The organism is Rathayibacter sp. PhB151 (genome assembly GCF_004366415.1).
GTDB lineage: Bacteria > Actinomycetota > Actinomycetes > Actinomycetales > Microbacteriaceae > Rathayibacter > Rathayibacter festucae.
On sequence record NZ_SOEN01000007.1, the window covers coordinates 1,246,574 to 1,268,750 of the forward strand.

The window sequence follows — 22,177 nt, forward strand, 5'->3', positions numbered from 1 at the left end:
GCGGTGAACACTCCGATTCTCGACGATCCTGCGGATGTTCTCCCGTTCGAAACACGATCTTCGCACGATAGGGGCAGTCCACCGCGAAGGAGCAGTCATGCGCATCGGCATCCCCACCGAGATCAAGAACAACGAGAACCGCGTGGCCGCGACGCCCGCCGGAGTGCACGAGCTCGTGCGACGAGGGTGCGAGGTGCTGGTCGAGGCCGGTGCGGGGCTGGGCTCGCGGGTCTCGGACGAGGACTTCGCCGCCGCCGGCGCCCGGATCGCGGCCGGCCCGGACGAGGTCTGGGGCGAAGCCGACCTGGTGCTGAAGGTCAAGGAGCCGATCGAGGCCGAGTACCCGCGGATGCGCTCCGGGCAGGTCCTCTTCACCTACCTGCACCTCGCCGCCTCCCAGCCGTGCACCGACGCGCTGCTCGCCGCCGGCACCACCGCGATCGCCTACGAGACGGTGCAGCTGCCCGATCGCCACCTCCCCCTCCTCTCGCCGATGAGCGAGGTCGCCGGCCGGCTCTCGATCACCGTCGGCGGCTACCACCTGATGCGGGCGGCCGGTGGGCGCGGCACCCTGCTCGGCGGGGTCCCCGGGACTCCGAAGGCGAAGGTCGTCGTGATCGGTGGCGGCGTGGCGGGCGAGCACGCGGCCGCGAACGCGCTCGGCATGGGCGCCGACGTGACCGTGGTGGACCTGTCGATCCCACGGCTGCGCGAGCTCGAGGCGCGCTTCGACGGGCGGATCCAGACGCGGGCCTCCTCGGCCTACGAGATCGCGGCGCAGATGGCGGAGGCCGATCTGGTGATCGGGTCGGTGCTCATCCCCGGCGCGCGGGCGCCGAAGCTCGTCACGGACGAGATGGTGGCGACGATGAAGCCGGGCTCGGTGCTGGTCGACATCGCGATCGACCAGGGCGGCTGCTTCGAGGGCTCACGGCCGACCACCCACGACGACCCGGTCTTCGCGGTGCACGACAGCGTCTACTACTGCGTCGCCAACATGCCCGGCGCGGTGCCGGAGACGTCGACGCGGGCGCTGACGAACGCGACGCTCCCCTACGTGGTCGCCCTGGCGGACCGGGGCTGGAAGGCGGCGCTCGCAGCGGATCCGGCGCTCGCGAAGGGGCTCAGCACGCACGACGGGCAGGTCGTGAACGCGGCGGTCGCCGAGGCGTTCGGGCTGCCGGCGGCGAGCCTCGAGGCGCTGCTGGGCTAGGCGGCCTGCAGGCCCAGTGTCTCGACGATCTGTGCGATCTCGTCCTCGGGAGCAGCCGCGAGGTCGACGGTGACGTGCCGCTCGTCGTCGCCGAGCGGCTCGAGGGCCTCGAACTGCGAGTCGAGCAGGGCGGGCGGCATGAAGTGGCCGGTGCGCGCGCCGAGGCGGTCGGCGATGAGCTCCCGGGTGCCGGCGAGGTGCACGAAGACCAGGTCGTCGCGGCGGAGCACGTCGCGGTAGCGCCGCCGCAGGGCGGAGCAGGTGACGACGACGGAGTCGCCGCCGCTCACGAGGGCGTCCAGGCGGGCCGCGATCGTCGCCAGCCAGGGGGCGCGGTCCTCGTCGTCGAGCGGGACGCCCTCGGCCATCTTCGCGACGTTCGCAGCGGGATGGAGCTCGTCGCCCTCGACGAAGGTCCAGCCGAGGCGGTCGGCGAGCAGGGTGGCGATCGTGGACTTGCCACTGCCGGAGACGCCCATGACGACGAGGGCGCGGACGGGGGTGGCGGAGGGACTGGCCGATGCGGTCATGACCTCGATTATGTCCGACGAATAGCTGGTCGGGCGAGGCGTGCGCCGGAATACTGAGGGCATGGACGAACCGCGCTCGCTGCACGAGGCGGTGCTCGACGAGCTCGGGGCGCAGATCGTGCAGGGCGCGCTGGCCCCCGGAAGCGCCTTCAGCGCGGACGACCGGGCCGAGCGCCGCGGGGTCTCCCGCTCGGTGATGCGCGAGGCGGTGCGGGTGCTGGAGTCGCTCGGGCTGGTGGTCTCACGGCGGCGGGCGGGGACGCGGGTGCAGCCGCCGGAGTGCTGGAACGCGCTGGATCCGCGGGTGATCGGCTGGAGCCTCGACGGGCCGGACCGGCAGGCGCAGCTGCACCGGCTGAGCCAGCTGCGCCTCGGCGTGGAGCCGCTGGCGGCGCGGCTCGCGGCGGAGCACGCGTCGAGCGAGCAGAGGGCGGCGCTCGTGGCGGCGGCGGGCGGGATGTCCGAGCACGCGCGGGCGGCCGATCGGGAGGCGTATCTCGCCGCCGACACCGCCTTCCACCGGACGCTGCTGGCCGCGTCCGGGAATCCGCTGCTCGCGCAGCTGGGCGATCTCGTCGCGGAGGTGCTCGCGGGGCGGACTCGGCACGCGCTGATGCCGCGGGAGGCGGACTCGGAGGCGGTGGGGCTCCACCAGGCGGTCGCCGCCGCGGTGGCGGAGGGCGACGGCGAGGCGGCGGAGGCGGCGATGCGCGCGATCGTCGAGGAGGCGGATCGGGCGGTACAGGCGGGGTGAGCGCGGCGGCGGGTCGCGGCGGGCGGGTCTCGATACGCCCTGCGGGCTACTCGACCAGCATGTCTGCGGGCGCCTCTTCCCAGTAGATCCACCAGCGTCAGTCGATCTGTCTGCAGACCCGTCCTTCTGGTGACGGTGGGTCTCGATACGCCCCCGCGGGGCTACTCGACCAGCATGGGTCGGGCTGCTCGCCCAGCATGACTCGGGCTGCTCGACCAGCACGACTCGGGCTGGTCGACCAGCGTGAGGCGGACACCCTGCGCGCCTCGGGCGGGGCTCCGAATCAGGTGGGGGCGGTTGCCGTGGGGGCGGGCGGGGCGCACAGTGGAGGGATGGCCGAGGGATACTCCTCCGCGCAGGTGCGGGCCGCCGAGGCGCCGCACCTGGCGCGACGCGAGCCGCTGATGCAGCGGGCAGCGGACGGGCTCGCGCGCGAGCTGCGGGCCGCGCTCGGCGCGCGCAGGGACAGGCGCGGCGCGGGCAGCGTGCTCGTGCTGGTCGGGCCGGGGAACAACGGCGGGGACGCCCTGTACGCGGCGGCCGAGATCTCCTCCTCCGGCAGCGACGTGTCGCTCGTGCTGACCGCCGACCGGGCGCATCAGCGCGGACTCGCCGTCGCGCTGGACGACGGCTGCGGCCGCGTGGCCGCCGACGATCCGGCCGCCCTCGCAGCGGCGGTCGCCCGCGCGGACGTGATCGTGGACGGCATCCTCGGCATCGGCACGGCGGAGCCGGCGCTGCGCGGGCGGCCGCGCGAGGTGGTGGCGACGGTGATCGAGGCGCTCGGACGACGCGAGGACGCGCCCGTCGTGGTCGCCGTCGATCTGCCGAGCGGGATCGGGCCCGACGACGGCGCGGTACCGGACGAGACCGTCCTGCCCGCCGACGTGACCGTGACCTTCGGGGCGATCAAGGCAGGGCTGCTGCTCGAGCCCGCGCGGTCCTACGTCGGCCGGATCCGGCTCGTGGACATCGGGCTCGGGCCCGACCTCGCCGGGGTCGAGCCGATCGTCAGGACCTAGAGCCTCGGCCTACGCCTGCGCGCCGCGGGTGAGCAGGTGCGCCCGCTCGGGGTGCTGGTCGAACCACTGGCCGACGTACCAGCACATCGGCACGATGCTGCGGCCGCTCGACGCCTCGATGTCGTCGACGGCGAAGGTGACCAGCTCGCCGGCCAGCCCCTGGCCGCGGTGCGGCGGCGAGGTGAAGGAGCGCACGAGCGAGACGCTCTCGTCGTTCTCGTGGAAGTCGAGGACGCCGACGAGCGCCCCGTCCTGGTGCAGCTCGTAGCGGGACGCGTGGTCCGCCCGGCGGAAGTCCTTGGCCATCTCCCCAGGGTAGGCCGCTCGCGCTCCGAACGGCCGGGGTGGTCAGGATCCGTCGCCGAGCAGATCGCCGTCGACGTAGTACCAGCGGCCGTCCTCGCGGAGGAAGCGGCTGCGCTCGTGCACGAGCCCCGGCCCCTCGGACGAGCGGTAGGAGGCGCGGAACTCGACGAGGCCCTCCGCGTCGTCCTCGCCGCCGAAGGAGGTGTCGACGATCTGCAGGCGCCGCCAGCGGACGTCGTCGTCCAGATCGACCCGCTTCGGGCGGGTGGACGGGTGCCAGCTGGACAGCAGGTAGCCGGCGCTGCCGAGGACGTTCGCGCTGTAGCGGCTGCGCATCAGGCGCTCCGCGGTCGGCGAGGGCGTCTCGCCGAGGTGGGCGGGGCGGCAGCAGTCGGCGTAGTGGCGGCGGCTTCCGCACGGGCAGGCATCGGCGGGGTGCATCCGGACAGTCTCGCAGGGCGCGGACGCGCCGGATCGCTCTACTCCCCCGCTGCCGCAGACCCCGCCAGCAGGGACACCGCGAGCAGCGCTCCCGTCGGCCCGGGTCCGACGGCGTGCAGGGTGACCTCGACGACGCCGTCCTCACCCGTCGACGGGGTGATCGCGTACTCCACCTCGACGGCGTCGTCGAGCGTCCGGACGGCGAGCGGCTCACCCAGCGGGCGGCCGTCGATCCGGAGCTCGTGCTCGCCGCCGCCGTCGCGGTCGCGCAGCAGGACGCGGAGCACCGCGGCGCGCTGCGACGGATCGACGAGGGTGTAGCCGAACCAGCCGTCCGGGCCCTCGGCGCTGCGCCAGTGCACGCCGTCGGCGCCGCCCGCGCGGCTGCGGTGCCCGACGAAGGCGTGGTCCGACTCGGGCTGCTGCTCGCCCGCGGTCACGGAGTCGATCACCGCGGCTGCGGAGGCGGCCTCGCGGTCGAGCGCGGCGAGCTCGGCCCGGCGCGCGGCGGCGTCGGAGCCGGTGGGCCAGTAGAGCGTGTAGCGGCTGTCGTGCAGTCCGGAGAACGGCTCGAGGCGCACCGGGCCGGCGTCGGTGCGGAGCTCCGCGGTCAGGGTCGCGCGGTCGAGGAGGACGACGGCGCCGACTCCCCCGGTCACGACCGGCGTCGCGGCGAGGTCGCGGAGCGGGCCCGCGGCCACGTGCGCCATCCGCCGGCCGTCGGCGATCAGCCCGTCGAGGTCGGCGTCGTCGGTCCGGGCCGCGAGCACGACCGGGCCGTAGGAGAACGCCGACCAGGCGGAGCCGTCGGGCAGCGGCTCGGCGCGGAGGCCGAGCGCGAAGACGACCCGGATCTCGTGGCGGCCGGGCTCGAGGACGGCGGTGCGGACGAAGCCCTCGACGGCGACGGTGTCGAGCGCTGCGCCGTCGACCGTCACGGTCATCGACTCCGCCCACGACGGCCGACGGAGCCGCACGGCGCCGGCGCGCTCCAGGTCGACGGTGATCGTCACGTCGTCGGCGTGCGGGAAGGCGGTGTCGATCCGCGCGCGCAGCCCGTGCTCCGGGTCGTCGAGGGTCGAGGGCAGGTAGAGGGCGATCAGCAGGTCGTCATCGGTCCGTGCGCGGTCACCGTCGCGCGCCTCGTCGCCGACGAGGGCGTAGATCAGCTCGCCGTAGCGGGCGTGGTTCTCGAGCCCCGTGCCCACGCAGCACCACATGCCCTCGTGCGGCGCGGAGTAGACCCGGTAGTGCGCCGGGCGCAGCGGGGTGAAGTAGACGAAGCCGCCGTCGGGGTGCTGCGAGGAGAGCAGGTGGTTGCACTGCGCGCGCTCGACGTAGTCGAGGTAGCGCTCGTCGCCGTCCGCCTCGAAGAGGACGCCGCTCAGCTCGATCATGTTGGCGGTGTTGCAGGTCTCGGGGCCCTCGCGGTCGAGGATCATCGGCGTGAAGTCGCTCGCGCGGTGGAAGTGCTCGCGCACGCTGTTGCCGCCGATCGCGACGGTGCGCTCGCCGGTGACCCGCTCCCAGAAGAAGCGCGCCGCCGGCAGCTGCTCGCCGCCGAGGCGCGCGTAGCCGACCGCCTTCGGGATCTGGGTGTTCGCGTGCAGCCCGTCGAGCGCGTCGCGCCGCTCGAGCAGCGGGTCGAGCAGCGCGCGGTGCGAGAAGCGCGCGGCCTCGGCGCGGTAGGCGGCGGCGCGCTCGGAGTCGCCGGGGTCCGCGGCGACCACCTGCTCCGCGAGATCGGCGAACGCCTCGTTCATCCCGCCGAACTCGGCGTGCAGCATCGCCTCGAACGCCTCGTCGTCGAGCCCGGCGGAGACGCCGAGCCACCAGTCCGCGAAGCGCACGGCCATCGCGAGCGCCCGCTCCGAGCCGCCGTAGGACGCGGCGTCGAGCAGGCCCGAGAGCGTCTTGTGCAGGTTGTACAGCGGCACCCACCGGCCGTTGAGGGTGAAGAGGTCGGCGTCGACCTCGCCGCGCGCCAGCTCCTCGCCCAGGGCGCCTCCGCCGGGCACGCCGCCGAGGTAGCCGGTGCCGACCGCGTCCTGGGCCCGCTCGAATCCGTCGAGGAGGGTCTCCATCCGCTCGCGCGCGGCCTCGTCGCCGGTGGCCGCGAGCATCACGGCGCTCGCCGAGAGCGCGTGACCGCCGACGTGCCCGTCGAGCCCGTCCGCCTCCCAGTTGCCGTAGCCCTCCGCCGCGGGCAGGCCGGCCTCGCGCAGGAACGGCGCGAGCAGGCGGTCGGGGTCGAGCGCGAGGAGGTAGCGCAGGCCCGTGGCCTGGGCGTCGGCGAAGGCGCTCGGCAGCAGGCGGACGGAGCGCAGCGGGAAGCGGCGGACGGGGCGGACGGCGGGGGCGGTGCGGGGCAACGGGAGACCTCTCAGCCCTTGACGGCGCCCGCGACGAGACCGCGGACGTAGTACTTCTGGATGGCGGCGTAGAGCAGCAGGCACGGGATCATCAGCAGCACCGCGCCGGCGATGACGTAGCCGAAGTCGGTCTGGCCGAAGGCGCCGGAGGAGATGTTCTGGATGGCGACCGGCAGCGTGAAGAGGTCCTGCCGGGTGAGGAAGGTCAGCGCGCCGAGGAAGTCGCTCCAGGCGCCGAGGAAGGCGAAGAGGAAGACCGTCGCGACGCCCGGGACGATCATCGGCCGCAGCACCGAGAAGAGGATGCGGAACGGCCCGGCCCCGTCGATCCGCGCGGCCTCGGTGACCTCGCGCGGGATCTGCGCGAAGGAGTTGCGCATCAGGAACACCCCGAACGGCAGGTTGAAGGTGAGGTAGAAGAGGATGATCCCGAGGTGGGTGTCGGTGAGGCCGAGCGCGTTCATCTCGAGGAAGAGTGGGGTCAGCACCGCCTGGAACGGCACCATCATCGTCAGCAGGATCAGGCCGAACGCGACGTTCGAGCCGCGGAACGGGAAGAGCACCAGCGCGTAGGCGGCGAGGGTGGTCACGACCACGCTGAGCACGGCGGTGCCGAGGGCGATGATCAGCGAGTTGACGATGTAGGTGCCCGCGCCGATCGAGCCGAGAAGGCCGGTGTAGTTGTCGAGGGTCAGGTCCGAGAAGGACTGCTCGGCGGCGGGCGCGACGATCTGCGCGCCGGGCTGGAACGAGCGCAGGATCGACCAGGCGACGGGCGCGACGAACGCGACCGAGACCAGCGTGCCGAGCACGACGTAGAGGACGGTGCGGAGCCGGGCGGCGGGGGTGCTGCGGCGGCGGGCCGGCACCGGGGCCGCGGTGGGTGTCGTAGTGCGGGTGGGTGTCGGAGTGCGGGTGGGCATCAGTCGTCCTTCATCACGCGGAACTGGAGCAGGGTCAGCGCGGCGGCGATGACGACCACCACGAACGACAGCGCGGTCGCGTAGCCGACCTGCAGATCGCCGAAGGCCTTGTTGTAGACGTAGAGCATCACGGTGAGGGTGCCGGTGCCCGGCCCGCCGCCCGTGATCACGTAGAACTGGGTGAAGGCGAGGATCGCGCCGACGAAGCCGAGCACGCTGAGCAGCCCGAGGTAGCGCTTCACCAGCGGCACCGTCACCAGGAACTCCTGCTTCCAGCGGCCGGCGCCGTCGATGGCCGCGGACTCGTAGAGCGCGTCGTCGATCCCCTGCATGCCCGACATCAGGACGATCATCGTGAAGCCGGAGCCGACGTAGGCGCCGAGGAGGACGATCAGCGTCGTCGCGCTCGTCGCGTCGAGCAGCCAGGCGGTGGGCGCGTCGGTCAGGCCGACGGCCATCAGCACCTGGTCGAGCGCGCCGCTGTCGGGGCGGAACTCGAGCAGGGCGACGAAGCTCAGCGAGGTGAGGCCGATCACGTAGGGCACGAAGACGGCCGTGCGGATGATCCCCGCCCCGCGCCGGTTGGAGCGCACCAGCACGGCGAGCAGGTAGCCGACGACGATGCCCAGCAGCGTCGAGACGACGGCGAAGCCGAGCGTGTAGAGCACGGACGCCCAGAACGTGGTGTCCGAGAAGGCGGTCGCGTAGTTGTCGAAGCCGACGAAGCCGACGGTGCCGACCAGCGGCCAGTCCGTCACCGAGATCACCACCGCGAAGATCAGCGGTACGACGACGAAGACGACGACGAGGACCAGGGCGGGCAGGATCATCAGGAGCCCGGTGCGGGCGTCCTTCGTGCCGAGGGCGACGCTCATGCCTGGTTCACCTCCAGGACGCGGGCCGTCTCCTCCTGGCCGCGGTCGAGGACCGCGTCGAGGTCGTCGTCGCCGAAGACCGCGCCGCGGAACATCGCGAGCCACGGGGACTGCACGGTGTTGGTGAGCTGGGTGTACAGGGTGGTCGGGGCGGCGAAGCCCTCGTTCATCCGCTCCATGCCGGGGACCATCAGCGGGAAGTCGTCGACGAAGCCGGTCTGGAGCACGTCGTCGCGCACCGGGTACCAGCCGAGCGCGGCGAGCTCGGACTGCTGCTCGAGCTCGGTGACGAAGCGCATGAAGTCCCAGGCCGCCTCGGGGTTCCGCGCGCCGCGCGGGATGGAGAGCACCGCGCCGCCGGAGAACTGCGAGACGCCGCCGTCAGGGCCGGGGAACGCGCTGACGCCGAGGTCGCCGAGGAACTCCGGGGTCGCTCCGCCGACGATGAGGTCGTAGGAGCCGGGGAAGAGGCCGACGGTGCCGTCGAGGAAGTCCTTGCCCCAGGCCGTGCCGCTGTCGGCGGAGACGCCGGGCTGGGCGAGGCCCTCCTGCGCGAAGGTGCGGTAGAGCTCGAGGGTGCGCCGCAGCGGCTCGTTGCCGGAGACGGTCGCGCGCTGGCGGCCGACGACGCCGTCGTAGAAGGGGCTCTCATCGGCCCAGAAGTGCGGCTGGACGACGTAGCCGAGGATGCCGGCGGAGTTGCCGGTGAAGGTCACTCCGGAGACGCCGTCGAGCTGCTGGAGCGCCCGCGCGTGGGTGAGGTACTGGTCGAAGTCGGTCGGGCCCTGCTCCGGGTCGAGGCCGGCCTGCTCGTAGAGCCGCTTGTTCCAGAACAGCTGCGAGACGTTGGAGAGCGCGGGCAGGCCGTAGACCTTGCCGTCGAAGGAGGCGACGTCGAGCAGCGGCCGGTTGAGCCGGTCGGCGTAGGGCAGCGCCTCGATCAGCGGGGTGAGGTCGGTCAGCGCCTCGCGGGAGCTGAAGACCGGCGTGGTGACGGAGTCGGGAGCGACGACGTCGGGCACGGCGTTCGCGCGGATCGCCGTGGCGAGCTTGGTGACCATCTGCCCCTCGGGCAGCACGGTCAGCTCGACCCGGACCGCGCTCTGCGCCGCGTGGTACTTCTCGACGATCGCCTGGGCGGGCGTGAAGGCGACGCTGCGGCACCAGAAGCGGATCGTGCCGCTCGGGGCGGCGGCGAACGAGGGCGCCGAGACGTCTGCCTCGGGCAGCACGGCGGAGCAGCCGGTCAGGCCGAGTGCGGCCGCGAGACCCGCGCCGCCGAGGGCGAGCGCGCGGCGGCGGGTCAGGTCGGGCAGGTGCGGGTCGAGCAGGCGGAGAGGAGAGTGCATCGTCGGTCCCTCGTCATTGGTCGGTGCGGGCGGTCGGTGCGGGCGGTCGGGTGCGTGCGGCGGGTCAGGTGGAGTCGCGCACGATCAGCTGGCAGGGATGCGCCTCGATCCCGGCGCGCGGGCGGCCGTCGATGGCCTCCAGCGCGCGGGCGCCGGCCGCGCGGCCGAGCTCCTCGAGGTTCATGTCGACGGTGGTGAGGGCGGGGCGGGAGTTCAACGCCGCGGCGGCCCAGTTGTCGAAGCCGACGATCGCGACGTCGTGCGGCACGCTCACGCCGGCCTCGCGCAGGCCGTCCGCGACGCCGCGGGCGATCTCGTCGCTGCCGCAGAGCACCGCGTCGACCGGCTCGACCCGCTGGCGCAGCATCTGCGCGGCCTGGCGACCCCAGGTCTCGGTCCAGTTGCCGTAGAGCGAGCGGTCGCCGACCAGGCGGAGGCCGAAGGAGGGCGCGTGCTCCTGGACCGCCTCGGCGCGGATCCGGGCGGAGTAGTCGAGCCGGGGCCCGGCGACGTAGGCGATGTCGCGGCGGCCGAGCGCGGCGACGTGCTCGAGGGCGAGCAGGATGCCCTGGGTCTGGTCGACGACGACCGACATGTCGGCCGAGTCGTCGGAGGAGCCCATCACGTAGACGATCGGCACGCTGGTCGCGGGCAGCGCCGGTCGCGGACCGGTGAGGTTGGTCATCACGACGATCGCGTCGACCCCGCGGGCCGCGAGGATCTCGACGCAGTGCCGCTCGCGGACCCGGTCGCCGCGGGAGTTGCTCAGCAGCACCGAGGCCTGCTCGGCGGGGAAGGCGTCCTCGAGCCCCCACATCACCGGGATGCTGAAGCGGCCGATGTCGTCGGAGGTCACCAGGCCGATGGTGAGCACCCGCTGCTCCGGGACCGGCCCGCTCGCGGCGGCCGGCAGCGCGAAGCCGAGCTCGGCGGCGGCGGCGAGGATCCGCCCGCGGGTGTCGCCGCTCAGCTGGCCGCGGTTGTTCAGCGCCTTCGAGACGGTGCCGACGGAGACGCCGGTCGCCGCGGCGACGTCGCTGAGGGTGACGCGGCGGGCGGGGAAGCTCATCGGGGTCGTCCTTTTCTCGTCGTCGAGAGCGCGGCTGCGCGTGACGGCCACGGTAGCTTGCGGCAACTTTCCGCGTCAAGGCAAAACTTGCCGCAGCTTGCTGCGACGGGCGCGGAGGTGTGCATCCCCTCCACGTCCGCGGCTCCGGGTTGAGACGGGCCGATGATCTCGGCATCGTGGCTCCCTCATCGATCACGGACGGAAGGAACGACCCGATGCTCACGCTCACCGACAACGCCAGCACCGTCGTCAAGACCATCACCGGTCAGACCGAGACCCCCGTCGAGGGTGGACTCCGCATCAGCGGCGACGACCTCGACGCCCGCAACTTCGCCGTCGCCGTCGCGCCGGCCCCGGAGACCACCGATGCGGTCGTGGAGCAGGACGGCGCGCGGGTCTTCCTCGACGTCGCCGCCTCCGTGGCCCTCGGCGACAAGGTGCTCGACGCGCAGGTGGACGAGGGCGGCTCCGTCACCTTCGGCATCACGCCGCAGGCCTGACGCCCGCCGCCGGAACGACCGAGGCCGCCCTTCCCGCATTCAGCGGGCGGGCGGCCTCGGTCGTTCGAGCTGCGGCGGATCGCCGTGGACGGCGCGGCTCAGGACAGGACGTCGCGGGTGGTGAAGCGCGCGATGGCCAGCGAGCCGAAGACGGCGACGTAGGCGAGCTGCAGGAGCGCGTTCTCGCCGAACGAGCTCCAGGCGATCGGATCGCGGAGCAGGTCGGCGAAGTCGAACCAGCGGTCGGTGAACAGGAACGGGTGCAGGGCGTCGAGCTGCGAGAGCGAGCCGACGATCTGCGCCGCGATCGAGACGACCACCGTGGCGGCCATCGCGCCGACCGGGACGTCGGTGAGGGTCGAGATGAACAGGCCGATCGCCGCGAGGCCGACCAGCGAGAGCGCCGCGTAGACCGCGATCGCGAGCGCGCGGCCGACGGCGTCCGCGAGCGGGACGGTCGTGCCCGAGAGCAGGGTGACCGGGCCGGCCGGGAAGAGCGCCAGGCCGATCAGGATGCCGACGACCATCACGGTCAGCGCCGCGGCGAGGCAGAACGCGATCGCGGCGGCGAACTTGACTGCGAGCAGCCGGATCCGGCCGACCGGGCTGACCAGCAGGTAGCGCAGGGTGCCGAGCGACGCCTCCCCCGCGATCGCGTCGCCCGCGACGACGCCGACGGTCAGCGGCAGGAAGAGCGGGACCGCGACCGTGATCGCCGCGAAGCCGGTGAACAGGCCGTTGCCGGCGATCGCGCCGACGAACGAGGGGCCGCCGCCGTCGCCGCCGGACAGCCGCACGGCGACCGCCAGCAGGATCGGGATGGCCGCGAGGGCGGCGAGTAGCGCCCAGGTGCGGCGGCGCCGGAAGAGCAGCGCCAGCTCGGAGACGAGGAGCGAGCCGATGCCGAGGCTGCGCCCGGTGCGGGCGGGGGCGGCGGCGGCGGTGGTCTCAGCGCTCGACATCGAAGCCCTCCCCGGTGAGCTGGACGAAGCGCTCCTCGAGCGAGGGGCGGCGGACGGAGAAGCCGCGCACGCGGACGCCCGCGGTGACGAGGGACGCGACCACGGACTCCGGAGCGGCACTCGCGGGCATCGCGGCGACCACCAGCGGCGGATCGATCGGGTGCTCGGCGGGGATGAGCCGCGGCGCGAGCCCGAGCTCGACGAGGGCGCGCTGCGCGTCGACGACATCGGGCGTCAGCAGCTCGAGGGAGGCCGCATCGCCGCGGAGCTCGTCGAGCCCGCCCTGCGCGACGAGGCGTCCGGTGCGCATCACGGCGGCGTGCGTGCAGAGCTGCTCGATCTCGGCGAGCAGGTGGCTGGAGACGAGGACCGTCGTGCCGTCGGCGTTGAGGCTGCGCACGAGCGAGCGGACCTCGCGGGTGCCCTGCGGGTCGAGCCCGTTGGTCGGCTCGTCCAGGACGATCAGGTCGCGCGGCGAGAGCAGGGCGACGGCGATGCCCAGGCGCTGCTTCATCCCGAGCGAGTAGGAGCCGACCTTCTTGCCGGCCGCGGCGGAGAGGCCGACGCGGGCGAGCGCCTCCTCCGCCCGGCTGTCGCGGCTGAGCGCGGAGGTGCCGGCCTCGGCCGCATCGAAGCGGCGGAGGTTGGCACGGCCGGAGAGGAACGGGTAGAAGCCCGGCCCCTCGACGAGCGCGCCGACCCGCGGCAGCACCTCCGCGGCGCCGCGCGGCATCGCCGTGCCGAGGACGGTGATGTCGCCCTCGGTCGGTGCGGCCAGGGCGAGGAGCATCCGGATGGTCGTGGTCTTGCCCGAGCCATTGGGCCCGAGGAAGCCGAAGACGGCGCCGCGCGGGACGGCGAGGTCGAGACCCGACACCGCCTCCTGGCGCCCGAAGCGCTTGGTGAGGCCCCGGGTCTCGACCGCGAGCTCTCCGGTCGTCACCGACCGGCGGCGGCGGTCAGCGCGTCGACCGGGACAGCGCCCGCGAGGACGCGACCGTCGTCGGTGAAGAGCACCGTGAACAGGGCGGAGGAGAGCACCCGGCCGCCGTCGACGGCCGTGGTCACGGCGTTCAGCTGGGCGAGCGACTCGGCGTCGCCGGACGGCAGCTCGACGATCGAGCCCCAGCCGGTGCCGGTGGTGGTGACGCCGGAGTCGCCCTCGGGCGCGGCCGGGACGTCGGTGGCGTCGGCGGAGGCGTCCTCCTCGTGCGTCGGTGCGGCCTTCTCGGTGACCTCCGCGCCGACGGGCGGCGTGAAGGAGAACATCGCGGCGTCGGGCGCCGAGACGTCGATGCTCGTGTAGGCGACGCTGAAGGCGGGCGCGGTACCGCCGACGGGAGTGACGGCCACGCCGAGGGGCAGGCCGGTCTCGCCGTCGATCGAGACGGTGACCGAGCCGACGAGGGTGCTGCTGTCGCGCGGAGTGAGCACGAGCTCGTAGGCGTCGCGGCCGGCGACGCGGACGTCGGAGCCGACGGCGACGGTGGTCGTCGGGTCGATCGAGGCGAGCAGCTGCTCGGCGACCGAGGAAGGGGTCGGGATCTCGCCGGCGGGAGCCTCGGTCGGCGGCGCGGACGTGTCGCCGGTGGGCGGCAGCAGGTGGGTCGCGGAGTTCTCGGCGGAGTCGTAGATCCAGAGGCCGTCGGCCTTCGTGGCGACGACGTCGCGCTCGGCGAGGCGGTCGAGGACCTGCAGGCGCGCGCCGTGCTCGGCGTCGACGAAGACGCGGGCCTGGTGCGAGCCGGTCGCGATCTCCATCAGCGCGCTCGTCGCCGAGGCGTCGTCCGCGCCCTGCGCACCGGAGCCGGTGCTGCCGAGCGCGGAGAGGTCGGGGAGCCCGAGGGCGGAGGTCTGCTGGACCTCGCCTGAGAAGGCGGTGGTGTCGCTCTCGGCGACGAAGGTCAGGAGGTCGGCGGCGGACTTCTCCGGGAGGTCCCCGGCCGCGCTCGCGGACAGGGGCAGGGTGACGGCCGCGGCGACGACGACCAGGGGGACGGCGGCGGCGGGGACCCAGCGCTTCCAAGAGGTGCTCATAGTCTTCGACGCTACGCCTCGAAACGGCACGCCGCCTCCGAGTCGGGCGCCGTCACGGCGGACCGTCAGGCGATGCGGTCGGCCGAGACGACGACGTTGTCGACGTAGTGGCCGTAGGAGTCGTCGAACACTCCCCCGCAGGTGATCAGCCGCAGCTGCGGAGTGGGGCTCGGGCCGTAGACGTCCTCGGTCGGGAAGTCCTCCTTGGGCACCGAGACGGAGCCGGTGACGGAGAAGGTGCGCGTGCTGCCGTCGGACAGGATCACGTCGACCGTGTCGCCGGGGACGAGGGCCGTGAGGTCCAGGAAGACGCCGGGGCCGATCCGCGAGTCCACGTGACCCGCGATGACGGAGGGGCCGACGTCGCCGGGGACGACGCCGTCCCGGTACCAGCCGGCCTCGTCGACCTGGACGGGCGGCTGGATCCAGCCGGTGTCGTCGCGGGTCAGCGACTCGAGGGTGGAGTCGACGCCGATCGCGGGGATCACGACGCGGACCGGGGTGACCGCCGAGCGGGCGGGAGCGGCGGCGGCGACCGGGTTCTGCAGCGCGCCCGCGTCACCCGGGGACGGGGTGGCCGGCGCCGTGGTGGCGGGGGCGGCGGAGGAGGCGGGCGTCGCCGCGGGGGCGGCCTCCTCCCCCGCGGTGGCGCAGCCGGCCAGGAGCAGGAGCGCCGCGAGGGCGGCTCCCGCTCCGGCGAGGCGGCGCATCAGCTCGCTCGGCCGGTGCCGACCGAGGAGCGGCGCGCGATCAGGGCGAGGGCACCGGCGACCGCGGCGAAGACGCCGAGGACCGAGAGCACGCCGAGGAGTCCGTCGACGAGCGGCGCGGCGGCGGAGGTGGTGGAGGCGACGTGCACGGCGGTGGCGCCGCCTCCGGTCTGGATGCCGCCCGTGGGCAGGTCGCCGATGGCGGCCGAGTCGAGCACGGGCGAGACGACGAGGCCGTTCGAGGCGTCGTCGAGGACGAAGAGCGAGGCGACGGAGCCGGGCGCGAGGTCGAGGTCGGCCTTCGCGGTCACGGCTCCGGCCGAGAGGTCGAGGCTCCACGGGCCGGCGGGGACGCTGGTGTAGCCGGTGGCGGTGCCCTGGGCGGCGCCGGTCGCGAGCAGCGTGCCGGTCGTCGTGGCGACGTCCACCTGGCTCGCGGTGGTCGACGCCTGGACGACGCGGACCCGGGCCTGGCCGTCGGCGGGCGGGGTGAGGTCGTCGGTGAAGACCGTGGTGCGCAGCACGGCGTTGCGACCGAGGGCGGCGACGGTCAGCGGGGTGCCGGCCGAGACGTCGACGGACTGCTCGATGACCGGGGCGGTGCCCTCGGGGGCGTCGGAGGGGACCATCGCAACGACGTAGGTGCCCGGCTGCAGGGTCCAGTAGGGCGAGACCGCGCCGTAGGCGACGCCGTCGAGCTCGAAGCTCGCCCCGCCGCCGCCGAGGGCGGTCAGGGTGACGTCGACCGACTTGGTGTCGGGCGAGAGGTGCGCGACCCGCACCCAGCCGGTGGCCGGCGGCGCCTCGGCCGCCGAGGCGGGCGCGGCGCCGAGGGCGGCGAGCGCGGACACCGCGGCGAGGGCGAGCGCGGCGCGCGCGAGACGGAGGGGGCGGATCGGGTTCATGGCGGGTCCTTCGGGTGGGTCGTGCTACTGAGCGCCCGGGAGCAGCCCGGTCGGCTCATCGAGGTCGAGGGTGACGAGGAGACCCTCGGGGGTCGACTCGACGGAGGTCGGGACGAAGTCGCCCGACTGGCTGCCGAGCCAGGTGGTCGCGCTCTGCAGCGCGGCGGCGTCGGCCGGGAGCGCGGCGCCGTTGTAGCCGGACAGGATCATCCGGTGGCGGACGCCGTCGACCTCGCTGGTGCCGACGGGGAAGTCGGCGACCGAGAGCGGGGTGAAGGCGAGCTGCTGGCCGAGCAGGAGGAGGAGCCGTGAGTCGACGCGGCCCCCCTCGAGCAGGGCGCGGGCGGCGTCGGTCGTGGTCAGCGCGGGGTTGGCCGCGAGCTGGCCGCCGGCCGAGGCGCGCGCGGCGGTCAGGACGGTGGCCGCGGCGGCGGCCTGGTCGGTGCCCTGGTCGAGGACGCGGCGCACCTCCACGGCGGTGTCGCCGCTGCCGAAGCTCGCGACGGCCTCCGAGTTGTCGAGCGCCGTCTCGGTCTCGCCGGTCGCGCTCGCACGCAGGCTCGGCGTGACGAGGATGTAGTCGGCCGCGCGCCAGGCCGAGTCGGGTGCCGCCGCGGAGAGCGTCGACTCCGAGACGACGGTGTCGGCGGGGAAGCCGGCGTCGGTGACGTCGCCGACGAGGTCGTCCTGCACCAGGAGCACCGAGGCGGGGTCGATCGTGTCCGCGACCCAGGCGACGGCGGCCTCGGTGGTGCCGGGAGCGGCGGCCGCGACGGGGCCGGTGGCGCTGCCGCCGTCTCCGCCGCCGTTCGTGATCAGCGGGACGGCGACGAGCGCGCCGCCGATGAGCAGCACGGCGGCGCCGATGCCGGCGACGATCAGGACGGTCTTCCGGCGGGGGCGGGGGCTGCCCTCGTCGTCCGCGGCCTCCGCGGAGACGGGAGCGCCGTGCCACTGGTGCGCCGTGGCGGGCACGGGCGGCGCGAGGAAGAGGTCGGCGTCGTCGCGGCCGTCACCGTCGGAGTCGCTGCGGCCGGGGAACGGCGCGGGAGCGAGGAAGCGCTCGCCGAAGAGGTCCTGGGCTGGGTCCTCGGTGCGATGCTGCGGGGCGGTGTGCAGCTCGGGTCCGCCGAGGGGTTCCTGCGCGTACTGCTCGGGTGCGTCGTACTGCTCCGGCTCGTCGTACTGCTGCGGCTCGCCGTACTGCGCGGGCTCGTCGTACTGCTCGGGCTCGACGTACTGCTCGGGCTCGACGTACTGCTCGGGCTCGACGTGCTGCTCGGGCTCGACGGGCGCGGAGCGGCGGGCCGGATCGGGCAGGAGCAGCCCGAAGGCGCCGCGGCTGCGGCCCTGGACCGGCACGAAGGAGGCGGCGTTCGGGTGCGGGAACTCGAGGTGCTCGGTGTCGAGCTCGCAGACCTCGCCGATGACGGGCGCGAGGGCGGGGCCGCCGGCATCGGTCGGCGCGAGAGCGAATCCGCGGAGGAGCGCGGCGTCGACGGTCGGTGCAGGAGGGAGCGGCGGTGCGACGGGCGGTGCCGGAGGGAGCGGAGGCGCGACGGGCGGTGCGGCATCGACCGGGGCCGGCGGCTGGAGGGCGGACGGCGCGGAGGTCGGCGGCTCGAAGAACTGCGCGTCGACCGGCTGCGCGTCGGCGGGCGGAGCCGCGGGCGGCCGGGGAGCGGCGAGACGGGTGCCGTCGAACTCGAGGTCCGCGGGCTCCTCGGTCCCGGACCACTCGGTCTCGTCGGTCTCCTCCGCGGCCGGCTCGACCGGCTGCTCCGCGAGGGGCGGGGCGAGGACGGGCGGGGCCGGGGGTGCGGGCGGTGCCGGCGGCGCGTCGAAGACCTGCGCGTCGACGGGCTGCGGCTCGAAGCGCGACGGCGGGGCCGGCGGCGCGAACTCCTCGGCCTGCTGCTCGTGGGTGTGCGACTCCTCGATCTCCTCGGAGGGCGCGAAGTCGCGCGGGAGGTCGATCATCGGCGACGGCGCGGCGGGCGCCGGGGCGGGCGGCGGCGGGCTGCGGAACGCGCTGTGCGATCCTCCGCCGCGGACCGGGCGCGAGAGATCGGGGACGAAGGAGGCGACCCCCGGATGGGGGAATTCGAGAGCGTCCGCGTCGAGCTCGCAGTACTCGCCGATCGCGGGCGCGGGCACGTCGAAGACGTACCCGGCATCCGCGTGCGCCGGAGGGGCGTGCTGCTCGAGGAGGGCGTCCCGGCGGGGAGCCTCCTCGTCGCGCGCCGGAGCCGGCAGGTACTCGGTCACGTCGGGTTCGACTCCGTACGGGGGTTCCCCTTCCCCGGGGGAGTCGCTGCGCCGCGAGCGCGAGAACAGCTGCCGGGCGGCCGAGACGGCGGTGCGCGCCATCAGCGGCGGCTCCGTCCGGCGTCGTTCCGACATTCGAGGGTCACAGCTCCTCTTCGGAGCGGACGCGCCGATCGGTCTGGTCTGGCGCGCGTTCCGGAGTGCTGTCCCCACATGCTCATGAGGCGCAGTCTTCCGTATCCGCTGGCGCGAGAGGTACCGGGAGTGGCGCTTGTGATCTGTTCGTCACGCGGTCGACCCTGGGGAGGAGCCTCTGCGGGAGGGGTGCGCCGGGGCGGCCGCGGCGAGGATGATCGCAGGATGGACCTCCCGTTCCCCCTCCCCCTCGCCCCGATGCTCGCCAAGGCGGTCGCCGCGGTGCCCGCGCAGGACGCGGTCGACGGCGGCTACTCCTACGAGCCGAAGTGGGACGGCTTCCGGGCGATCGTCTCCGTCTCCGGCGGGGTCTGCGAGATCGGCAGCCGCGGCTCCAAGCCGCTCACGCGCTACTTCCCCGAGCTGGTCGAGGCGTTCCTCCGGCTGCTGCCCGACGGCTGCGTCCTCGACGGCGAGATCGTGCTGGCGACCGGGCCCGGCGGCGCGCAGCGGCTCGACTGGGAGCTGCTCTCGCAGCGCATCCACCCGGCGGCCAGCCGCGTCGCGACGCTCGCGGCCGAGACCCCGGCGATGCTCGTCGCCTTCGACCTGCTCGCCGTGGACGGCCGGAGCCTGCTCGACGAGCCGTACTCGGCGCGGCGCGAGGCACTCGCCGCACTGCTGGACGGAGTGACTCCGCCGGTGCACCTGGGCCGGACCACCGCCGACGAGGCGCTCGCCCGCGACTGGCTGGAGCGGTTCGAGGGCGCGGGGCTGGACGGCGTGATCGCCAAGCCGCTGGCCGCGCCCTACGCGCCGGGCAAGCGGACGATGCTCAAGATCAAGCACCACCGCACGGCCGACGTGATCGCGATCGGCTACCGCGAGCACACCTCGAAGCCCGGGCTCGGCTCGCTGCTGCTCGGCCTGTACGACACCGACGGGACGCTGCGGCAGGTGGGCGGCGCCTCCGCCTTCACCGACGCCCGGCGGGTCGAGCTGATCGAGGAGCTCGCCGACGTCGTCGAGCGCGACGCGGACGGCGAGGCGGTGCGCGGCGACGGCGAGCGCAGTCGCTTCTCCGGGAGCCGCGACACCTCGTTCGTGCGGCTGCGGCCGGAGACGGTGCTCGAGGTGCGCTACGACCAGATGGAGGGGGCGAGGTTCCGGCACACCGTGCAGTTCGAGCGCTGGCGGCCGGACCGCGACGCCGGCTCGTGCACCTTCGAGCAGCTGGAGCAGCCGACCGCGTACGACCTGGGCGACGTGCTGGGCTGACGCTACTCGGCGGCGTCCTCCCCGGACTCCGCCGCCGGCTTCTTCGCGCGGCTGGGCTGGACGCGGGGCGGCTCGCCCGGCATCTTCGGGAAGTCGGGCGGGAAGGGCAGCTCGCCGAGGCCCGCGGAGAGGTCGCGCTCCCACCAGCCGAGCAGCGCGTCGAGGCGGCCGGGGGCGTCGTGCATCCGCGCCCAGGGGTCGCCGGTCGTGCTCAGGCGCTCGGGAACGGTGCGGATCGTGAACGCGGTCGGATCGATCCCGTCGAGCTCCTCCCACTCCACCGGGCAGGAGACCGGAGCGTGCGCGAGCGGACGCGGACTGTAGGCGCCGGCCATCGTGCGGTCGCGGTTGGCCTGGTTGAAGTCGACGAAGATCCGCTCGCCGCGCTCCTCCTTCCACCACGCCGTCGTGACCTGCTCGGGCATCCGGCGCTCGAGCTCGCGGCCGGCGGCGATCACCGCGTGCCGCACGTCGAGGAACTCGTGCTCGGCCACGATCGGCGCGAACACGTGCAGCCCGCGATTGCCGGAGGTCTTCACGAACGACTCCAGGCCCGCCTCGCGCAGCACCTCGCGGAGCGCGTGGGCCGCGACGACCGCGTCGGCGACATCGGTGCCCGGCTGCGGATCGAGGTCGATGCGGAGCTGATCGGGCCGGTCGGAGTCCTCGGCCCGGGACGCCCACGGGTGGAAGACGAGGGTGTTCATCTGCGCGGCCCAGACGGCGACGGCGGGCTCGTCGATCACGAGCTGCGGGTGCACGCGGCCGCTCGGATACGTGACGGGGACGGAGCGGACGTACTCCGGCGCGCCCTTGGGCGGGTTCTTCGAGAAGAACTGGTCGCCGTCGATGCCGGAGGAGAAGCGCTGCAGCGAGATCGGCCGGTCGCCGTTGGCGGCGACGAAGGCCTCGCCGACCGCGATCAGGTACTCCGCCACCTCGCGCTTGGTGATGCCCGGCTCCGGGAACAGCACCCGGCCCGGGCTGGAGACGCGCACCTCCCGGTCGCCGTGCGGTCCGGGGACGGTGAGGACGACGGCGTCGCTGCTGGGCATGTCAGCGAGGCTAGCGGGCGCCGCCGTCGGGCGACAGCGGTCCCCCGGGTCGGCGGCGCAGGCGGATCGGGCCCTTCGCGCGGGACGGATCGACGATCTGCCCGCCCTGGACGATGTCGATCTCGCCGCGGTCGACGAGGCGGCGCGCGGCGCGGCGGACCGGCTCCATCAGCGGCCGCCACTCCTCTCCCCCGACGCGGCGGGCGACCTCGGACGGGCACGCGGTGGACGACGCGGCGCGGGCGAGGAGGACGGTGCGGATCTCCTCCTCGAGGCGCGCCTCCTCCGGGCCGACGCCGCGACGGCGGCAGGCGTCGGAGCAGTAGCGGACGTTCTCCCAGTCGCGCGCCCACTTCGCGCGCCACTCGATCTCGCGGCCGCAGGAGGCGCAGGTCTTGTTCTCGGGGCGGGTGCTCGATTCGCGGGGGCGGTGGGCCATGGTGTCGAGTCTGCGCGCGTGCGGGCGGGGGTGCCACGGGTTGCGCGGGGAGCGGACGCGGGGGTGGGTGTTCGATCTGCAGGCGATCCGGGGGTTGTGCCGCCCCCGTGCGCGGGTGGGAGGGCTCTCGCCGTCGCGTCGCCTGCAGATCGGACGAGCGGTGCGGGCTTCGGGGGGCGGAGGCGGGAGTGTCATACTCCGCAATGAGGCGAACGGACTCCGCCCGGTGCGACAGGCTGGAGGGGCCGTGCTGCGGCGCGATGACGGGCCCGTTCCGCGCCGCATCCCCGATCGATCTGGAGTCTCCGATGAGCCGTGAGAACCTCGCCACCGCGTCCGACACCGCCGCGTCCGAGCTCGCCGCGTCCGTCGGGTCCGCACCTGCCGACGGCCGGCCGCACGCCGCCTTCGCCGGGCTCTCGCCCGCGGACTTCAAGCTCGCGTTCCGCAACCACGCCGCGGGGGTGGCGCTGATCACCGCGGATCCCGGCACCGGACCGGTCGCGCTGACCGCGACCTCCGTCTTCTCGGTGAGCGCCGAGCCGCCGCTCTTCGTGTTCTCGCTGTCCTCGGCCTCGTCGAGCTCGCCGGCCATCCAGGCGTCGGAGACCCTCGTCGTGCACCTGCTCGGCGCCGAGCAGCTCGACCTCGCCCGCCTCGGCTCGACCAGCGGCATCGACCGCTTCGCCGACACCTCGATCTGGTCGCGGCTGCCCACCGGCGAGCCGTACTTCCCCGGCGCGTCCGCGTGGATCCGCGGCACCGTCATCAACCGCATGGAGGCCGGCTCGTCGACGATCGTCGCCGTGCACGCCCTCGAGGCGCACGTCCCCGACGACTCCGACGCCACCGCGCCGCTGGTGTACCACAACCGGACCTGGCACCACCTCGGCGAGCACTCCCGCCTGGGCTGACGCCGGGCGGCGCCGCCCCATCCCACTCCTCAAAAGTTGCGGTAGTCGAGCGCGACTACCGCAACTTTCGAGGAGTCGACGGCGGAGCCGGCTCGACGCGGGTACGCGGGGCCGGCGAGT

Annotated in this window: 22 protein-coding genes; 6 read left to right on the forward strand and 16 right to left on the reverse strand. The window is 74.2% G+C overall.

The window, feature by feature from the left end:
• Positions 1 to 97: 97 nt before the first annotated feature.
• On the forward strand, positions 98 to 1,213 hold the full coding sequence (gene ald / locus EDF35_RS13320; RefSeq protein WP_133962625.1) for an alanine dehydrogenase: 1,116 nt from the start codon (positions 98 to 100) through the stop codon (positions 1,211 to 1,213).
• Here ald and EDF35_RS13325 read toward each other — a convergent pair.
• Positions 1,210 to 1,743: a gluconokinase gene (locus EDF35_RS13325; RefSeq protein WP_133962626.1), complete on the reverse strand. Its 534-nt coding sequence runs from the start codon at positions 1,741 to 1,743 to the stop codon at positions 1,210 to 1,212. The two genes, ald and EDF35_RS13325, sit on opposite strands and share 4 nt — an antisense overlap.
• Before the next feature lie 61 nt (positions 1,744 to 1,804).
• Between EDF35_RS13325 and EDF35_RS13330 the strand changes: the two genes are divergently transcribed.
• Together EDF35_RS13330 and EDF35_RS13335 are read left to right on the forward strand one after the other, a co-directional pair.
• Positions 1,805 to 2,497, forward strand: coding sequence for a FadR/GntR family transcriptional regulator (locus EDF35_RS13330; protein ID WP_123732974.1), 693 nt, complete (start codon positions 1,805 to 1,807; stop codon positions 2,495 to 2,497).
• 332 nt (positions 2,498 to 2,829) lie between these two features.
• Entirely contained in the window at positions 2,830 to 3,519 is a 690-nt protein-coding gene (locus EDF35_RS13335; RefSeq protein ID WP_133962627.1) for an NAD(P)H-hydrate epimerase, read from the forward strand.
• A gap of 9 nt (positions 3,520 to 3,528) precedes the next feature.
• Here the strand turns inward: EDF35_RS13335 and EDF35_RS13340 are convergent, their stop codons facing one another.
• The 7 genes from EDF35_RS13340 to EDF35_RS13370 form a co-directional block, all read right to left on the reverse strand.
• Entirely contained in the window at positions 3,529 to 3,825 is a 297-nt protein-coding gene (locus EDF35_RS13340) for a GNAT family N-acetyltransferase (protein ID WP_133962628.1), read from the reverse strand.
• 42 nt (positions 3,826 to 3,867) lie between these two features.
• A complete protein-coding gene (locus EDF35_RS13345; protein WP_123446101.1) occupies positions 3,868 to 4,266 on the reverse strand; it encodes a YchJ family protein in 399 nt (132 codons plus the stop codon).
• A gap of 38 nt (positions 4,267 to 4,304) precedes the next feature.
• Entirely contained in the window at positions 4,305 to 6,638 is a 2,334-nt protein-coding gene (locus tag EDF35_RS13350) for a beta-L-arabinofuranosidase domain-containing protein (protein ID WP_133962629.1), read from the reverse strand.
• 11 nt (positions 6,639 to 6,649) lie between these two features.
• A complete protein-coding gene (locus EDF35_RS13355) occupies positions 6,650 to 7,561 on the reverse strand; it encodes a carbohydrate ABC transporter permease (protein ID WP_133962630.1) in 912 nt (303 codons plus the stop codon).
• A complete protein-coding gene (locus tag EDF35_RS13360) occupies positions 7,561 to 8,436 on the reverse strand; it encodes a sugar ABC transporter permease (protein ID WP_133962631.1) in 876 nt (291 codons plus the stop codon). The genes EDF35_RS13355 and EDF35_RS13360 overlap by 1 nt, the downstream gene beginning before the upstream one ends.
• Positions 8,433 to 9,785 (reverse strand): sugar ABC transporter substrate-binding protein, encoded by a 1,353-nt coding sequence (locus EDF35_RS13365; RefSeq protein WP_133962632.1) that lies wholly within the window; start codon positions 9,783 to 9,785, stop codon positions 8,433 to 8,435. The genes EDF35_RS13360 and EDF35_RS13365 overlap by 4 nt, the downstream gene beginning before the upstream one ends.
• 64 nt (positions 9,786 to 9,849) lie before the next feature.
• A complete protein-coding gene (locus EDF35_RS13370; RefSeq protein WP_133962633.1) occupies positions 9,850 to 10,854 on the reverse strand; it encodes a LacI family DNA-binding transcriptional regulator in 1,005 nt (334 codons plus the stop codon).
• A 215-nt stretch (positions 10,855 to 11,069) separates the two neighbouring features.
• On the opposite strand from EDF35_RS13370, the gene EDF35_RS13375 reads away from it, so the two are divergent.
• A complete protein-coding gene (locus tag EDF35_RS13375; RefSeq protein WP_133962634.1) occupies positions 11,070 to 11,354 on the forward strand; it encodes a hypothetical protein in 285 nt (94 codons plus the stop codon).
• A 98-nt stretch (positions 11,355 to 11,452) separates the two neighbouring features.
• Here EDF35_RS13375 and EDF35_RS13380 read toward each other — a convergent pair whose 3' ends face one another.
• The 6 genes from EDF35_RS13380 to EDF35_RS13405 form a co-directional block, all read right to left on the reverse strand.
• Positions 11,453 to 12,316: an ABC transporter permease subunit gene (locus tag EDF35_RS13380; RefSeq protein ID WP_133962635.1), complete on the reverse strand. Its 864-nt coding sequence runs from the start codon at positions 12,314 to 12,316 to the stop codon at positions 11,453 to 11,455.
• Positions 12,303 to 13,259 (reverse strand): ABC transporter ATP-binding protein, encoded by a 957-nt coding sequence (locus EDF35_RS13385; protein ID WP_133962636.1) that lies wholly within the window; start codon positions 13,257 to 13,259, stop codon positions 12,303 to 12,305. The genes EDF35_RS13380 and EDF35_RS13385 overlap by 14 nt, the downstream gene beginning before the upstream one ends.
• Complete coding sequence (locus EDF35_RS13390) at positions 13,256 to 14,353, reverse strand: hypothetical protein (RefSeq protein WP_133962637.1); 1,098 nt, start codon at positions 14,351 to 14,353, stop codon at positions 13,256 to 13,258. Before EDF35_RS13390 ends, EDF35_RS13385 begins: the two co-directional genes overlap by 4 nt.
• 65 nt (positions 14,354 to 14,418) lie before the next feature.
• Positions 14,419 to 15,063 (reverse strand): class F sortase, encoded by a 645-nt coding sequence (locus tag EDF35_RS13395; protein WP_133962638.1) that lies wholly within the window; start codon positions 15,061 to 15,063, stop codon positions 14,419 to 14,421.
• Positions 15,063 to 15,968 carry a DUF4397 domain-containing protein gene (locus EDF35_RS13400; RefSeq protein WP_123446091.1) on the reverse strand — a complete coding sequence of 302 codons (906 nt, stop codon included), beginning with the start codon at positions 15,966 to 15,968 and terminating at the stop codon, positions 15,063 to 15,065. The genes EDF35_RS13395 and EDF35_RS13400 overlap by 1 nt, the downstream gene beginning before the upstream one ends.
• A 24-nt stretch (positions 15,969 to 15,992) precedes the next feature.
• On the reverse strand, positions 15,993 to 18,371 hold the full coding sequence (locus EDF35_RS13405) for a hypothetical protein (protein ID WP_166674103.1): 2,379 nt from the start codon (positions 18,369 to 18,371) through the stop codon (positions 15,993 to 15,995).
• 225 nt (positions 18,372 to 18,596) lie between these two features.
• On the opposite strand from EDF35_RS13405, the gene EDF35_RS13410 reads away from it, so the two are divergent.
• Positions 18,597 to 19,649 carry an ATP-dependent DNA ligase gene (locus tag EDF35_RS13410; RefSeq protein ID WP_133962640.1) on the forward strand — a complete coding sequence of 351 codons (1,053 nt, stop codon included), beginning with the start codon at positions 18,597 to 18,599 and terminating at the stop codon, positions 19,647 to 19,649.
• A 2-nt stretch (positions 19,650 to 19,651) separates the two neighbouring features.
• On the opposite strand, the gene ligD is transcribed toward EDF35_RS13410, so the two are convergent.
• Complete coding sequence (gene ligD, locus EDF35_RS13415; RefSeq protein ID WP_208323061.1) at positions 19,652 to 20,704, reverse strand: non-homologous end-joining DNA ligase; 1,053 nt, start codon at positions 20,702 to 20,704, stop codon at positions 19,652 to 19,654.
• Positions 20,705 to 20,714: 10 nt separating this feature from the next.
• Positions 20,715 to 21,143, reverse strand: a complete 429-nt coding sequence (locus EDF35_RS13420; RefSeq protein WP_123446088.1) for a DUF2256 and DUF3253 domain-containing protein — start codon at positions 21,141 to 21,143, stop codon at positions 20,715 to 20,717.
• A gap of 308 nt (positions 21,144 to 21,451) precedes the next feature.
• Here EDF35_RS13420 and EDF35_RS13425 point away from each other — a divergent pair, with 308 nt between their 5' ends.
• Positions 21,452 to 22,057, forward strand: coding sequence for a flavin reductase family protein (locus EDF35_RS13425; protein WP_133962641.1), 606 nt, complete (start codon positions 21,452 to 21,454; stop codon positions 22,055 to 22,057).
• Positions 22,058 to 22,177: the final 120 nt, after the last annotated feature.

Bases quoted from the DNA above. Each gene is read 5' to 3' on its own strand.
- EDF35_RS13365 (WP_133962632.1), bottom strand. From the start codon at position 9,785: ATGCACTCTCCTCTCCGCCTGCTCGACCCGCACCTGCCCGACCTGACC.
- EDF35_RS13400 (WP_123446091.1), bottom strand. From the start codon at position 15,968: ATGAACCCGATCCGCCCCCTCCGTCTCGCGCGCGCCGCGCTCGCCCTC.
- EDF35_RS13405 (WP_166674103.1), bottom strand. From the start codon at position 18,371: ATGTCGGAACGACGCCGGACGGAGCCGCCGCTGATGGCGCGCACCGCC.
- EDF35_RS13420 (WP_123446088.1), bottom strand. From the start codon at position 21,143: ATGGCCCACCGCCCCCGCGAATCGAGCACCCGCCCCGAGAACAAGACC.
- ald (WP_133962625.1), top strand. From the start codon at position 98: ATGCGCATCGGCATCCCCACCGAGATCAAGAACAACGAGAACCGCGTG.
- EDF35_RS13390 (WP_133962637.1), bottom strand. From the start codon at position 14,353: ATGAGCACCTCTTGGAAGCGCTGGGTCCCCGCCGCCGCCGTCCCCCTG.
- EDF35_RS13425 (WP_133962641.1), top strand. From the start codon at position 21,452: ATGAGCCGTGAGAACCTCGCCACCGCGTCCGACACCGCCGCGTCCGAG.
- EDF35_RS13395 (WP_133962638.1), bottom strand. From the start codon at position 15,063: ATGCGCCGCCTCGCCGGAGCGGGAGCCGCCCTCGCGGCGCTCCTGCTC.
- EDF35_RS13375 (WP_133962634.1), top strand. From the start codon at position 11,070: ATGCTCACGCTCACCGACAACGCCAGCACCGTCGTCAAGACCATCACC.
- EDF35_RS13355 (WP_133962630.1), bottom strand. From the start codon at position 7,561: ATGCCCACCCGCACTCCGACACCCACCCGCACTACGACACCCACCGCG.
- EDF35_RS13335 (WP_133962627.1), top strand. From the start codon at position 2,830: ATGGCCGAGGGATACTCCTCCGCGCAGGTGCGGGCCGCCGAGGCGCCG.
- ligD (WP_208323061.1), bottom strand. From the start codon at position 20,704: ATGCCCAGCAGCGACGCCGTCGTCCTCACCGTCCCCGGACCGCACGGC.
- EDF35_RS13330 (WP_123732974.1), top strand. From the start codon at position 1,805: ATGGACGAACCGCGCTCGCTGCACGAGGCGGTGCTCGACGAGCTCGGG.
- EDF35_RS13370 (WP_133962633.1), bottom strand. From the start codon at position 10,854: ATGAGCTTCCCCGCCCGCCGCGTCACCCTCAGCGACGTCGCCGCGGCG.
- EDF35_RS13360 (WP_133962631.1), bottom strand. From the start codon at position 8,436: ATGAGCGTCGCCCTCGGCACGAAGGACGCCCGCACCGGGCTCCTGATG.
- EDF35_RS13325 (WP_133962626.1), bottom strand. From the start codon at position 1,743: ATGACCGCATCGGCCAGTCCCTCCGCCACCCCCGTCCGCGCCCTCGTC.
- EDF35_RS13345 (WP_123446101.1), bottom strand. From the start codon at position 4,266: ATGCACCCCGCCGATGCCTGCCCGTGCGGAAGCCGCCGCCACTACGCC.
- EDF35_RS13340 (WP_133962628.1), bottom strand. From the start codon at position 3,825: ATGGCCAAGGACTTCCGCCGGGCGGACCACGCGTCCCGCTACGAGCTG.
- EDF35_RS13380 (WP_133962635.1), bottom strand. From the start codon at position 12,316: ATGTCGAGCGCTGAGACCACCGCCGCCGCCGCCCCCGCCCGCACCGGG.
- EDF35_RS13410 (WP_133962640.1), top strand. From the start codon at position 18,597: ATGGACCTCCCGTTCCCCCTCCCCCTCGCCCCGATGCTCGCCAAGGCG.